Origin of the sequence: Kitasatospora sp. NPDC093679, from assembly GCF_040683455.1 — a bacterium.
In the GTDB taxonomy this organism is placed as follows: domain Bacteria; phylum Actinomycetota; class Actinomycetes; order Streptomycetales; family Streptomycetaceae; genus Kitasatospora; species Kitasatospora arboriphila.
Genome location: NZ_JBFBDW010000055.1, coordinates 1 through 12,762 on the forward strand (window position 1 = coordinate 1; position 12,762 = coordinate 12,762).

The window sequence follows — 12,762 nt, forward strand, 5'->3', positions numbered from 1 at the left end:
CCTGACGGCCCGTCCGACGTTTCAAACCTTAGCCGATCCCCGCTCCGAAAAGCGAATCCGGCGCCGGCCCGAAGTGCAATTCCTATAAACGCGCACGCCGAATTCGCACCGGGACGCGACAAGGCGCGACCCGGTGAGGATCTGGAAGTGGCGTTTCAAGGGATTGGCCGCTCCGGGACCGTCCGCGCAGATGCGTGTCCGGTGCTCCCTGCCGAGCGACCAGTGAACACTACGCCGATCCGTCGGAAGATGCAAAACGGCCCCGGCGCGGAGTCTCCGCGCCGGGGCCGTACTGCTGTACCGGACAGGGGTCGGGTCAGACCCGGCCCATCTCCTCGGCGATCGCCGCGGCGAACGCGTCGATGTCGGCCTCGCTGGTGTCGAAGGACGCCATCCAGCGGACCTCGCCGGTGTGCTCGTTCCAGAAGTAGAAGCGGTAGCGCTTCTGCAGCCGCTCGCTGACCTCCCGCGGGAGGATCGCGAAGACCGCGTTCGCCTGGACCGGGCGGACGACCGTCACGCCCTCGATGCCGGTGACGGCCTGCTCCAGGCGCTTGGCCATCGCGTTGGCGTGGCCGGCGTTGCGCAGGTACAGGTCTCCGGCCAGCAGCGCCTCGAACTGCACCGAGACGAAACGCATCTTCGAGGCGAGCTGCATCGACATCTTGCGCAGGAACTTCAGGTTGCGGACGCGCTCGGGGTTGAGCACGACGACGACCTCGCCCAGCATCAGGCCGTTCTTGGTGCCGCCGTAGGACAGCACGTCCACACCGGCGTCGGTGGTGAAGTCCCGGAACGGCACGCCCAGGGTGGCGGCGGCGTTGGCGAGCCGCGAGCCGTCCATGTGCACGAGCATGCCGTGCTCGTGGGCGTGGTCGCAGATGGCCTTGACCTCGTCGACCGTGTACACGGTGCCGAGCTCGGTGCTCTGGGTCAGCGAGACGGCCAGCGGCTGGGCGCGGTGCTCGTCGTCCCAGCCCCAGGCCTGCTGGTCGATCAGCTCGGGGGTGAGCTTGCCGTCCGGGGTGGGGACGGTGAGGATCTTGATCCCGGCGATCTTCTCCGGCGCACCGCACTCGTCCACGTTGATGTGCGCGGACTCGGCGGCGACCACGGCGCCCCAGCGCGGCAGCAGGGACTGCAGGGCGACCACGTTGGCGCCGGTGCCGTTGAAGACGGGGTACGCCTCGGCCCGGTCGCCGAAGTGGCGGCGGAAGACCTGCTGCAGGTGGGCGGTGTAGTCGTCCTCGCCGTAGGCGACCTGGTGGCCGCCGTTGGCGAGGGCGATCGCCGCGAGGACCTCCGGGTGGATGCCGGCGTAGTTGTCGCTGGCGAATCCGCGCACGGTGGTGTCGTGGTGCCGCACCGCGTCGGTGCGGGTGTCGTCGGTGCCGATGGTCATCGGGCTGTCAGCCACAGGTGCTGTCCGTTCAGTTCTGCTGCGGGGCGGTCCCAGAGGCCCGCCAGGGTCTCGGCCAGGTCGGCGGTGTCGGTGAAGCCGGCGAACTTGGCGTCCGGCTTCTCGGCACGCATCTCGGGAGAGACCAGGGCCTTGATCACCAGGATGGCAGCCGCGGCGGTGGGCGTTCCGTCCCCGGCGGTGGTCTCCTTCACGAAGGAGTCCGCCATGGCGAGCGTCCAGGCCTCGGTGGCCGCCTTCGCGGCGGCGTACGCCGCGCCGCCGGCGGTCGGCTTGTGGGCCGCGGCCGCGGAGACCATGGCGTAGCGGCCGCCGCTGCGGACCAGCGCGGGCTGGAAGGCCAGCGAGGTGTGCTGCAGGGTCCGCACCACGGTGTCGTGCAGGAAGTCCCAGTCGTCGATCCGGGAGTCGAAGAAGGTCTTGCTGCCGCGCCAGCCGCCGACCAGGTGGAGCAGGCCGTCGACGTGGCCGTGCTCGGCCTCCAGGTGGTCGGCCCAGTCGTGGACCTCCTGCGGGTCGAGCAGGTCGATGACCTGGCCGCTGACCTTCGCGCCGGGCACGGTGGTGCGCACGCTGTCGAGGGCCTTGTCGAGGCGCTGCTGGTCGATGTCGGCGCCGATGACGGTGGCACCGGCGGCGGCGAGGCGCCGCATGGTGGCCTGGCCGGCGGGGCCGCTGGCCCCGGCGACCGCGATCACCTTGTCGTCGAGACGGGCGCTCACGCGGCGACCCCCTGGACACCGGTGCCGGTGATGCCGGTGGTGGCGGCGATGACGCCGCTCAGCTTCTTGGAGAGGGCCTCGTAGAACATGCTGAGGGGGAACTCGTCCGGCTTGACCGCGTCGCAGAGCGCCTTGTTGAGGGCCTTGCCGTCGGTGATGTCGAGCGGGAGCGCCTCGGTGCCCTTGGCCCAGGTGGAGGCGGGGTGCGGGGTGAGGTAGCGGGAGACGAGCTCGTAGGCGGCGATCCAGTGGGCCGTCTTCGGGCGGTCGATGCCGTCGCGGTAGAGGGTCTCGATCTCGCCGCAGAGCTGGTTGGTCACCTCGGCGACGCGGTCCCAGTCGATGGAGAGGCGGTTGTCGCGCCAGCGCAGCGCGTCGTGCTTGTGCAGGTAGGCGAAGAGCAGCTGGCCGCCCATGCCGTCGTAGTTGCGGACGCGGTCGCCGCTGACCGGGAAGCGGAACATGCGGTCGAAGAGGATCGCGTACTGGACGTCGCGGCCCTGGGCGTAGCCCTCGGCCTGCAGCTTCACGGCCTCCTTGAAGGCGGTGAGGTCGCAGCGGAGCTCCTCCAGGCCGTACATCCAGAACGGGCTGCGCTGCTTGATCATGAAGGGGTCGAACGGCAGGTCGCCGTGGCTGTGGGTGCGGTCGTGGATGAGGTCCCACAGCACGAAGGTCTGCTGGGCGCGCTCCTGGTCCTTGAGGAGGCCGGTGGCGTCCTCGGGGATCTCCAGGCCGAGCAGCTCGACGGCGCTGGTGGAGACGGCGCGGAAGCGGGCCGCCTCGCGGTCGCAGAAGATGCCGCCCCAGGTGAAACGTTCCGGCGCCTGGCGGACGGCCACGGTCTCCGGGAAGAGCACGGCGGAGTTGGTGTCGTAGCCGGCCGTGAAGTCGGTGAAGGTGATCGGCACGAACATCGGGTTGTCGAAGCGCTCGCGCTCCAGCTCGGCCAGCCAGTCCGGCCAGACGACCTTGAGCAGGACGGCCTCGAGGTTGCGGTTCGGGTTGCCGTTCTGGGTGTACATCGGAAAGACCACGAGGTGGTCCAGGCCGTCGGTGCGCTGCTCGGCGGGGTGGAAGGCGAGCAGCGAGTCGAGGAAGTCGGGCTCGCGGTAGCCGGTGTCGGCCCACTTGCGCAGGTCGTCCTGGACGGCGGCGAGGTACGCGGCGTCCTGCGGGAAGAGCGGGGCGAGCTCCTGCACCGAGGTGAGCACGGTCTCGACCAGCGGGTCGACCGTGCCGCGCTGGACGGCGGACAGGTCGATGGAGCCGTCCTTCGACTGCAGCGGGCGGAGGGACTCCACCGCGTCCTTCAGACGGAGCCAGGCGGGGTGGCCGGCCGGAGAGGCGGAAGCATCGCCAGCCACGGCGAGCGTCGGCGAAAGATTCTGCATCGGAGACTCACTTCGACAGGAGGTATTGCGACGTACCCACCATAGATACGAAAGGTTCTTCTGTTCAAGGGGGGTCTGTCGGGCAATCCTGCGGCGCATGGGGCTCACGGCGGGAGATCCGGCTCTCCGGGGCGTCCCACGGGGGCGGTCCGGAGTGGGTCGGAGGCCGCCGCATCCCGACCATCCCGCGCCCGCCGCGGCCCCGCCACCGGGAAGCGGCGACGCCCGCCGGGGTACGGTCCGGTCCCCGATCGGCCGGGCACTCCCGTGCGCCCCCCTGCGCGCCCTGCTGCCCGCCGCCCGGATCGGTGATCGTGGACGTACTGTCCGCTGGCACCGGTCGGGAGGGGCGCCGTGCACGGTCCGGCCGTCGTCACGTGGATGCTGGCGGGACTGGCCGCCGGCTCGGCCGCGCTGTGCGCGCTGCGCCTGCGCCGCCCGGGCTGTGCGGGGGCGCACCGCGAGGCAGACGCCGCCGAGGCCGCGATGGCGGTCGGCATGGCCGGGATGGCCGTGCTGCCCGGTGCGGTCTGGGGCTGGCTCTTCACCGTGCTGGGAGGCGCCCTGGTACTGGGGGCGGTCGCGGGGCGCGCGGGGCGCGTCCACCGCCTGCACCACGGGGTCGGGGCGCTCGCGATGGCGTACATGGCGCTGGCCATGGCCACCTCGCCGGCCGCCCCCGCCCACCTGCACCACGCGGCGCCGGGCGTCCCCGGAGCGGCCGGCACGCCGATGGGGCTGCCGGCGCTGACCGGCTTGCTGCTCCTCTACTTCGGCGGGTACACGCTGTGGGCGGGCAGTCGGCTGCTGTCCGCGCCCGGGGCCGCGGGAGGCACGACCGGGGTGGAGGGCGGCACCGTGCGGGCCTGCCGGGTGGCGATGGGCATCGGGATGTTCGCCATGCTCCTGACGCTCTGACGGCTTCCGCGGTGTTGACGGGGTGTCGTTGGTCACCTGTCCGCGGAAGCCGTTCCACCGGGGCGCGACGGAGCATAGGTTGGGAGCAGCGCACTGTCGCGCTCCTGATCGCTCCTCGGGGGAGCCCCTGCCATGACGGCCCTGCTGAGCCTGCTGCTGCTCGGACTGCTGCTCGCCACCGTGGCGCCGGGCCTGCTGGCCCGGGCCCGCTGGCCCGAGCGAGAACCCGTGCTGGCGCTGCTCGCCTGGCAGTCCCTCGTGGTGGCCGTGCTGCTGTGCTGCGTGCTCTCCCTGTTGCTCGCCTGTGCCGCCGCGCTGCCCGCGCTGCGCGTGGCGGTGTTCACGGGTGCGCCCTCGGGCGTCGAGGAGGCCTACGGCCTCGCGGGCGCCGAGGGCTGGGGCCGGCTGACGGCGGCTCTGCTGGCCCTGGGCGGGGTGCAGACCGCGGTGTCGCTGACCCGTGAGGTGCGCGCGGCCCGTGCGCTGCGCGAGGCGCGCCACGCCCAACTGGACGACCGGGCACCGCAGTTGCCGGGCGAGTCGGCGGCCGAGCGGCGCGGCGGTGAGCGCCTGGTGGTGCTCGAGAACCTCCGTCCGGAGGCCTGGTCGCTGCCCGGCCCGGCGGCCCGGCTGGTGGTGACCACCGGGGCGCTGCAGCAGTTGACCGACCGTGAGCTGGCGGCGGTGCTGAGCCACGAGCGCAGCCACGTCCGCGCGCGGCACCACTGGCTCGCGCAGTGCGCCGAGGCGCTGGCGACCGGCTTCCCCGGGGTGGGCGTGTTCAGCGCCTTCCGGGACCAGGTCGGCGAGCTGGTGGAACTGGCCGCGGACGACCGGGCCGCCCGTCGGCACGGGCGGATCACCACGGCGCTCGCACTGGTGGAGATCAACGCCGGACGCGGGGTGTTCGGCTCGTGCCCGCCGAAGCAGCTCGCACAAGCACCGCGCCGGGTGGACCGGCTGCTGGCGGGCGCGCCGCGGCTGCCGGTGCACCACCGGCTGCGGCTGACGCTGGCGGCGCTGGCCGCGCCCGCCGCGGTGGTGCTGCTGGCGATGGCACCCGGGCTGGGCACGCTGCTCTGACGAGGGCCCCCGCCACGGGGGATCGGCCGGGAATCAGTCGGGGATTCAGCCGAGGGTGCGGGCGAGCACCTCGCGGTGGATCGGCTGGGCCTCCTGGTACCGGGCGCGACCCTCGTCGGTGAGCGCCACGAAGATCCCGCGCCGGTCGAGCTCGCACATGACCCGGGCGACCAGGCCGTCCTTCTCCAGCCGGCCGATCAGCCGGGACAGCGCGCTCTGGCTGAGGTGGACCGTCTGCGCTATCTCCTGGACCCGGAGCTTGCCGGGGCCGACCCGCAGCTCGTCCTCCCAGAGGCGCTCCAGCACCTCGAACTCGCTCATGCCGAGGCCGAACTGCTCGCCCAGCGTGCGGTCGAGCGCGCAGGAGACGGCTGCGTGACGCGCGAGGACGTCCCGCCACTCGAACACGAGGGCGGACTCTGGGGCGAGATCCGGTTCAGCCACCCGGCCAGGATACCACGTGCCCGCACATCTATTGCAGGCGCATTAAATTCACTTGCACTGGATGCACGTGCATGTAGTCTCGTGGCCATGACGACCGCATCTGACGACCCGTCGACGACCGGGGCCTGGAGTCCACGCCTGTGGGGCACCCTCGTCGTCCTCTGCGCCGCCCTCTTCCTCGATGCCCTCGACGTCTCGATGGTGGGCGTGGCCCTGCCCTCCATCGGCACCGACCTCCACCTGTCCACCTCCGCCCTGCAGTGGGTGGTGAGCGGCTACGTGCTCGGCTACGGCGGGCTGCTGCTGCTCGGCGGGCGCGCCGCCGACCTGCTCGGGCGGCGGCGCGTCTTCCTGGCCGCCCTCGCCGTCTTCGCCGCCGCCTCGCTGCTCGGCGGCCTGGTCGACGACGGCGGCCTGCTGATAGCCGCCCGGTTCCTCAAGGGCGTGAGCGCCGCCTTCACCGCCCCCGCCGGCCTGTCGATCATCACCACGACGTTCGCGGAGGGCCCGGCACGCAACCGGGCGCTCTCCATCTACACCACCTGCGGCGCCAGCGGCTTCTCGCTCGGCCTGGTGCTCAGCGGCCTGCTCACCTCGGCCGGCTGGCGCTGGACGTTCCTGATGCCGGTGCCGGTCGCACTGGTGGCCCTGGGCGCGGCCGTCCGGCTGCTCCCCCGTCAGCCCGCCCCGGCCCGCGGCACCGCCGGGTACGACGCGGCCGGCGCGATCACCGGCACCGGCTCGCTGCTGCTGCTCGTCTTCACCGTCACCGAGGCGCAGAACGCCGGCTGGGCGAGCGCCCGCACCATCGGCTCGCTCGCCGTGGTCGCCGTGCTGATGGCACTCTTCCTGCTGATCGAGTCCCGGGCCGCCCACCCGCTGGTCCGGCTGGGGATCTTCCGCAACGGCGGGGTGAGCCGGGCCAACGTCGCGGCGCTGGCGGTGTTCGGCTCGTACGCCGGCTTCCAGTTCATCGCCACCCTCTACCTGCAGCGGCTGCTCGGCTGGTCCGCGCTGGAGATGGCCCTGGCCTTCCTCCCGGCCGGTGCGCTGGTCGCACTGTCGGCCACGAAGATGGGGGCGGTGGTCGACCGGTTCGGCACGGCCCGCCTGCTGCCGCTCGGCATCGGCTTCCTGACCGCGGGCTACGCGCTGTTCCTGCGCCTGGACGAGCACTCCGGCTTCCTCGGCCTGGTGCTGCCCAGCATGGTGCTGCTCGGCATCGGCTTCGCCCTGGCCTTCCCCTCCGTCAACATCGCCGCCACCAACGGCGTCGACGACGAGGAGCAGGGGCTGGCCTCCGGCCTGGTCAACACGGCCTTCCAGGTGGGCAGCGCGATCGTGCTGGCCGTGGCCACGGCCGTGATCACGGCGGGCAGCGACGGCGGCCTGAGCCCGCAGGCCCAGCTGGCCGGCTACCGGCCCGCGCTGCTGCTGGTGACGGCGGTCTCGCTGGGTGCCCTGGTGGTGACCCTGGTGGGCTGGGCCCTGGAGCGCCGCCGCACGGCAGCACCCGTCGCGGCCGAGTCCACATCCGTGCACATCCCCCGGGCGGTTGCCGGGCCGGCCACGGCCGGAGGCTCCGACGAGGGGGAGGACGCCGAGGGCAGGGTGCTCGCCGACCGCTGACGCCCGACCGGGACGCCCGACCGGCCGGGATCGACATCCGTCCAGGGCCGGGAACGCAGCAGCGCCGGCTCCACCAACACGGGGGTTTGGTGGAGCCGGCGCTGCTGCGTGCGCTGCCGCCGAGGCCGTCCGGGCCCGGGCATACGGCCGCGCCGCGACGGGCTCGGCCAGTATATTGGCCCGGAGCCAGTCAACGTTCGGAGCAGACACGATGGCACCTCGCGGGGAATCGGTCAATGAGGAGATGCGCCGGCGATCCCGCCGCCGAATCATGCGCGCCACCGTCGAGCTCGTCGACCAGCACGGATACGCAGGGACGACGCTCAGTGACATAGCGGAGCATGCAGGGCTCGCCCGCGGCCTGGTCTCCTACTACTTCGACGGCAAACGGCTGCTGATGCAGTCCGCCACCCACCGCCTGATGCACCTGGAGCTGGGCGCGGCACTGGCGGCGATGCCGGAGGGTTCCTCGCCGGAGGCGCGGCTGGCACGGGCCATCGACGCCGTCCTCGGTCTCGCCATGGACCATCCGCGGGTGATGCGCGCGCATCTGGCGCTGATCCTCGATCCGGACGTCGGCGCCTTCGTGCAGGATCCGGAGCAGCGGCAGTTGGGCGCGATCCTGCGGGGGCTGCTGAAGGACTGGGGCGCCCCGGATCCGGTCGCCGAGCACGCGGTGCTGCGCAGCGCGTTGATGGGGGGCTGCATCGGGGTGCTGCTGCCGGGGGCGTCCACGCCGCTGGCCCCGATCCGGGCCGACCTGTTCGCGCGGTACGGGCTCGTCTGGGAGCTGGGGGTGCCGCCGCAGCCCGAGGCGCCCGAGCGCGCCCAGGCACCCGTCCGCGGGGGGATCTCGACCCGGGCGTGACGGCCTGCCCCCGGGCACGCACGCCGGGCCGGCTCGGGGCTGTCTGCCTCGTTCGGCGGGTCGATAATCGGCTCGTGGGCACCAGCCGCGATCTCGTCCGGGGCCGTGCGTGTTACGCCGCCGGGGCCTGGCGCGAGGCCTTCGAGAGCCTCAGCGCCGCCGACGGAGCCGCACCGGTGGGCGCCGACGACCTGGAGCTGCTGGCCAGGTCCGCCTACATGCTCGGGCTCGACGAGGACTACGTGGCCCGGCTGGAACGCGCCCACGCGGATTGGCTGGACGCCGGTGACGTGCCACGGGCCGTCCGCTGTGCGGTGTGGATCGGCCACAGCATGCTGTTCCGGGGCCACGGCGCGCGGGCGAGCGGTTGGTTCTCCCTCGGCGAGCGCCTCCTGAAGGCCGACGGGCGGGACTGCGTCGAACGCGGGTACCTCCTGATCCCCGTGTGGCTGGCCCAGATGGGCGGCGGCGACTGGCAGGCCGGCCACGCCACGGCGGCCGAGGCCACCGAGGCCGGTGAGGCCTTCGGCGACGCCGACCTGGTGTGGTTGGCACGCGACGAACAGGCCCGGGCCCTGGTGAACCTCGACCGTGTGCACGAGGGCCTTCGCCTGGTGGACGAGACGCTCGTGGTCGTCGAGTCCGGTGCGCTGTCTCCGATCGTCAGCGGCATCGTCTACTGCAACACCATCAGCTTCTGCCACGACCTGTACGAGCTGCGCCGACTGCGCGAGTGGACGGACGCCCTGACCCGGTGGTGCGAGCGCCAGCCGCAGATGGTCGCCCACAACGGACTGTGCCTCGTGCACCGGGCCGAGGTGATGCAGTACGGCGGTGCCTGGACCGGCGCGCTCGACGAGGCCCGCCGCGCCGCCGAACACTTCACCCGGGGTGTGCTGAACCGGATCGCCTGCGGGCAGGCCCACTACCGGCAGGGCGAGATCCACCGGCTGCAGGGCCGCCCGGCCGAGGCCGAGGCCGCCTACCGGGAGGCCAACCGCTGCGGGTTCGAGCCGCAGCCCGGGTTCTCCCTGCTCCGGTTGGCGCAGGGCAACGGCGAGGCGGCAGCGGCCACGGTCCGCCGCGCCGTGTCCGAGCACACCCGGGACCTGGAGCGGGCGGCCCTCCTCCCGGCGTACGTCGAGATCATGCTGGCCGGCGGCGACATCGACGCCGCGGCCGAGGCCGCCCGCCGGTTGGAGGCCGTCGCGGAGCGCCGGGACGGCGACGTGCTCCGCGCGGCGGCGGCGTACGGCGTCGCCTCCGTGGCACTGGCCGGGGGCGACGCCTCCGCCGGTCTCGCCGCGGCACGGCGGGCGTGGCGCGGGTGGCAGGAGCTCGAAGTGCCGTACGAGGCCGCGCGGGCGCGTGTCCTGGTGGCGCTCGCCTGCCGTGCGCTCGGTGACGGCGACACCTCCGATCTGGAGCTCCAGGCGGCCCGCACGGTCTTCGTCGGGCTCGGGGCCGGGCCGGACGTCGCCCGTCTGGATTCCCTCGCCCGCGGCGGACCGGGCACGCACTCGGGCACCGGCGCAGGTGGGGACCCGGTCACGGGGCCGGCCGGCTACGGTCTTTCGCCGCGCGAGGTCGAGGTGCTCCGGGAGGTGGTCGGTGGCGCGACCAACCGGCAGATCGCCGTCGCCCTGGTGATCAGCGAGCACACCGTCGCCCGGCACCTGCAGAACATCTTCGGCAAGCTGGGTGTCTCCTCCCGCACGGCGGCGAGCACCTTCGCGCTGGAGCACGGCCTGGTCTGAACCGGATGGCCAGGATTGACCATGCCTCCCGCACCGGATCGGTGCCGGATTGGTGAATGTGCGCGACGCGGTGTCCGCCCCCGCGGACCTAGCGTCGAACTGTCCGAAGGGGAGGGCAGGCAGTGAGGAGGACTCCCCATGTACGTCGTGGTCCAGCACACGATCCTCGACCCGGAGACCGCGTTCTCCCGTGGCCGGACCCTCATGAGCGGCAGCGGAGCGCCGGAGGGCACCCGGGTGCTGCAGTTCTACCCGCATGTCGGGGGCTCCGCCGTGGCGTGCCTCTGGGAGACGGAGTCCGTCGGCGACGTCCAGCGCTTCGTCGACACGGCCCTCGGGGATTCCAGCACCAACCTCTGCTACGAGGTCGATGCGGATCGGGCGTTCGCCGACCGCCCGCTCGGCCTGCGCCCGTCACCGGCTCCGGCCGCCCACCCGGGCCCGTCCGGCACGTCCTAGGCGTGTCGCCGAAAAGAAAAGAAAGGTCGGGCACCCGAGGGGTGCCCGACCGCCTTCTGCCGTGTTCGCCGGCTCAGCGCTCCTTGAGGATCGAGGTGAGCAGGTCCACGGTCTGATCGGGCGTCAGGCTGTCGACGCAGAGCCGCTCCATCACCTGGATGTAGGCGTCCACGTCGTCGCGCTTGTCGAGGTAGAGGGCGCTGGTGAGCTGCTCCAGGTAGACGACGTCGGCCAGGTCCTGCTCGGGGAACCGCAGGATGGAGAAGGCGCCGCTCTCGCCGGCGTGGGCGCCGAAGCGGAACGGCATGACCTGGATGGTGACGTTGGGCCGGTCCGCCATGTCGATCAGGTGCTGCACCTGGGCCCGCATCACGGCCGGGCCGCCGACCGGGCGGCGCAGCGCGGCCTCGTCGATGACGGCCCACAGGTGCGGGCTCCGACCCTCCGTCAGCAGGGTCTGCCGGCGCATCCGGAGGCTGACCCGGCGCTCCAGTTCCTCGGCGCCGATCGCCGGGCGGCTCTGGCCGAAGACCGCGCGGGCGTACTCCTCCGCCTGCAGCAGGCCGGGGATGAACTGCACCTCGTAGGTGCGGATCAGCGCGGCGGCCTCCTCCAGACCGACGTAGGTCTGGAACCAGCCGGGCAGGACGTCGTTGAAGCTGTGCCACCAACCGGACTTGTTCGCCTCGCGGACCAGGCCGAGCAGGGCCTCGCGCTCCGTGGCGTCGTCGACGCCGTAGAGGCTGAGCAGATCGGCGACGTCGCGCTCCTTGAAGGAGACGCGGCCGAGCTCCATACGGCTGATCTTCGACTCGGAGGCGCGGATGGTGTAGCCGGCGTCCTCGCGGGTGATGCCCCGACCCTCGCGCAGGCGCCGCAGCTGCGAGCCGAGGAGGATGCGGCGCACCATCGAGCCCCCGCCGGGCTGAACTGTGGTCATGCGGTCGGAAACCTCCACCTCGGGTCAAACAGCGCACAGTCTGCCATCAGTTGGGCGCGCTCGGTGCCCGTAGTGGCGCAACGATCTACTACTTCTGCATCACATCCTCCATCTTGCACGTGCATCTGGCGCTTGCATATGCCAAACATGCGACTGCACGTGAATCGACTCTTGCATCTGCAGTGGGCGCAGAGGACCATGGTGCACGTGCACTTGCACGCACCTGACAACTCCGCGGGCTTCGCGTCGACCGAACGCGCGACCCCACACGCCCTCCCGGCCGCGCCCCTGTGCGGCCGGGAGTTCGTGTGCGGGTGCGGGCTTACCGGCGGGCGGCCGAGCGGCCGAGCGAGTCGGAGGTGACCGGCATGACCCGGGTGGGTCCCGCCGTGTCCGCCCCCTTATGGGAGGAGCTCTTCATGAGCACCGGTACGGCCATCGCTGCCGACCCGTACGTGGTCAGCTGTACCCTCGTCCCTCGCTACGAAGCCGTCAGATCGGCCCGCGACTTCGCCAGGACCACCTTGCGGAACTGGGGACTCGACTCGCTCTTCGACGATGTCGCCCTGGTCGCCTCGGAGTTGGTGACCAACGCGCTGCGGCACGCCGTGGGCGCGATGCCCGACGGCTGCGGCGCCCCGACGGCACAGGTGCCCGTACAACCGTCCCGCCCGCAGGGCCCGGAGGGCCGCACCCCCATACGCATCAGCCTGGTGCACCGGGCGCCGCAGGTGGTGTGCGCGGTGAGCGACCCCAGTAGTCAGGGTCCGGTGGCGCGCGAGGCGGACTTCGTGGCGGAGTCCGGCCGCGGACTGCACCTGGTCGATTCCTTCAGCACGTCCTGGGGCTGGCACCCGCTGGCCGGGGCGGGCAAGGTCGTCTGGGCGCTGTTCGAGGCCGCACCCGCGGTCGGGACCGGCCGGCACCGCTCGGTCTGAGCCGGTCCGCACCGGGCCCCGACCGGACCGGACGCGAGCCGGACCGGGACCGGACGGGACGGGCAGCGGCCGCGACGCCGGGTTGGGGCGGGCGGAGGGTAGGGGCGGGTCGGGCGGAGGGGACCCGATCGGCGACCGCGCACCGCACGGGCAGGCACCGCGACCGCAGGGAGACGGTCCACGGACGCCG

At 72.6% G+C, this 12,762-nt stretch carries 12 protein-coding genes; 7 read left to right on the plus strand and 5 right to left on the minus strand.

Translation table 11 applies throughout. The features are described 5' to 3' along the window. Positions 1-316: 316 nt before the first annotated feature. Genes AB0O09_RS31680 through AB0O09_RS31690 form a run of 3 tightly spaced genes read right to left on the minus strand, consistent with a single transcriptional unit; the run spans position 317 to position 3,536 of the window. Positions 317-1,402, minus strand: coding sequence for a low specificity L-threonine aldolase (locus AB0O09_RS31680; RefSeq protein ID WP_363547808.1), 1,086 nt, complete (start codon positions 1,400-1,402; stop codon positions 317-319). Next, a complete protein-coding gene (locus AB0O09_RS31685; RefSeq protein WP_030272023.1) occupies positions 1,399-2,142 on the minus strand; it encodes an SDR family NAD(P)-dependent oxidoreductase in 744 nt (247 codons plus the stop codon). Before AB0O09_RS31685 ends, AB0O09_RS31680 begins: the two co-directional genes overlap by 4 nt. Next, on the minus strand, positions 2,139-3,536 hold the full coding sequence (locus tag AB0O09_RS31690) for a DUF6421 family protein (RefSeq protein ID WP_363547704.1): 1,398 nt from the start codon (positions 3,534-3,536) through the stop codon (positions 2,139-2,141). Before AB0O09_RS31690 ends, AB0O09_RS31685 begins: the two co-directional genes overlap by 4 nt. Before the next feature lie 354 nt (positions 3,537-3,890). Between AB0O09_RS31690 and AB0O09_RS31695 the strand changes: the two genes are divergently transcribed. Together AB0O09_RS31695 and AB0O09_RS31700 are read left to right on the plus strand one after the other, a co-directional pair. Continuing rightward, the gene (locus tag AB0O09_RS31695; protein WP_363547707.1) at positions 3,891-4,454 is read left to right on the plus strand and encodes a DUF5134 domain-containing protein; all 564 of its coding nucleotides are present in this window, start codon (positions 3,891-3,893) and stop codon (positions 4,452-4,454) included. Between the two features lie 132 nt (positions 4,455-4,586). Then, entirely contained in the window at positions 4,587-5,537 is a 951-nt protein-coding gene (locus AB0O09_RS31700) for a M56 family metallopeptidase (protein ID WP_363547710.1), read from the plus strand. A gap of 45 nt (positions 5,538-5,582) precedes the next feature. Here the strand turns inward: AB0O09_RS31700 and AB0O09_RS31705 are convergent, their stop codons facing one another. Then, positions 5,583-5,981 carry a MarR family transcriptional regulator gene (locus AB0O09_RS31705; protein WP_344621869.1) on the minus strand — a complete coding sequence of 133 codons (399 nt, stop codon included), beginning with the start codon at positions 5,979-5,981 and terminating at the stop codon, positions 5,583-5,585. Between the two features lie 87 nt (positions 5,982-6,068). Between AB0O09_RS31705 and AB0O09_RS31710 the strand changes: the two genes are divergently transcribed. The 4 genes from AB0O09_RS31710 (at position 6,069) to AB0O09_RS31725 (ending at position 10,694) form a co-directional block, all read left to right on the plus strand. Next, on the plus strand, positions 6,069-7,610 hold the full coding sequence (locus AB0O09_RS31710) for an MFS transporter (RefSeq protein ID WP_363547713.1): 1,542 nt from the start codon (positions 6,069-6,071) through the stop codon (positions 7,608-7,610). Between the two features lie 244 nt (positions 7,611-7,854). Beyond that, positions 7,855-8,478 (plus strand): TetR family transcriptional regulator, encoded by a 624-nt coding sequence (locus tag AB0O09_RS31715; protein WP_363547716.1) that lies wholly within the window; start codon positions 7,855-7,857, stop codon positions 8,476-8,478. Positions 8,479-8,552: 74 nt separating this feature from the next. Then, a complete protein-coding gene (locus tag AB0O09_RS31720) occupies positions 8,553-10,235 on the plus strand; it encodes a LuxR C-terminal-related transcriptional regulator (protein ID WP_363547719.1) in 1,683 nt (560 codons plus the stop codon). A gap of 138 nt (positions 10,236-10,373) precedes the next feature. After that, a complete protein-coding gene (locus tag AB0O09_RS31725; RefSeq protein ID WP_363547721.1) occupies positions 10,374-10,694 on the plus strand; it encodes a hypothetical protein in 321 nt (106 codons plus the stop codon). A gap of 73 nt (positions 10,695-10,767) precedes the next feature. On the opposite strand, the gene AB0O09_RS31730 is transcribed toward AB0O09_RS31725, so the two are convergent. Continuing rightward, the gene (locus AB0O09_RS31730) at positions 10,768-11,634 is read right to left on the minus strand and encodes a helix-turn-helix transcriptional regulator (protein ID WP_359984566.1); all 867 of its coding nucleotides are present in this window, start codon (positions 11,632-11,634) and stop codon (positions 10,768-10,770) included. A gap of 419 nt (positions 11,635-12,053) precedes the next feature. On the opposite strand from AB0O09_RS31730, the gene AB0O09_RS31735 reads away from it, so the two are divergent. Then, entirely contained in the window at positions 12,054-12,572 is a 519-nt protein-coding gene (locus tag AB0O09_RS31735; RefSeq protein ID WP_363547724.1) for an ATP-binding protein, read from the plus strand. The last annotated feature ends 190 nt before the right edge of the window (positions 12,573-12,762 follow it).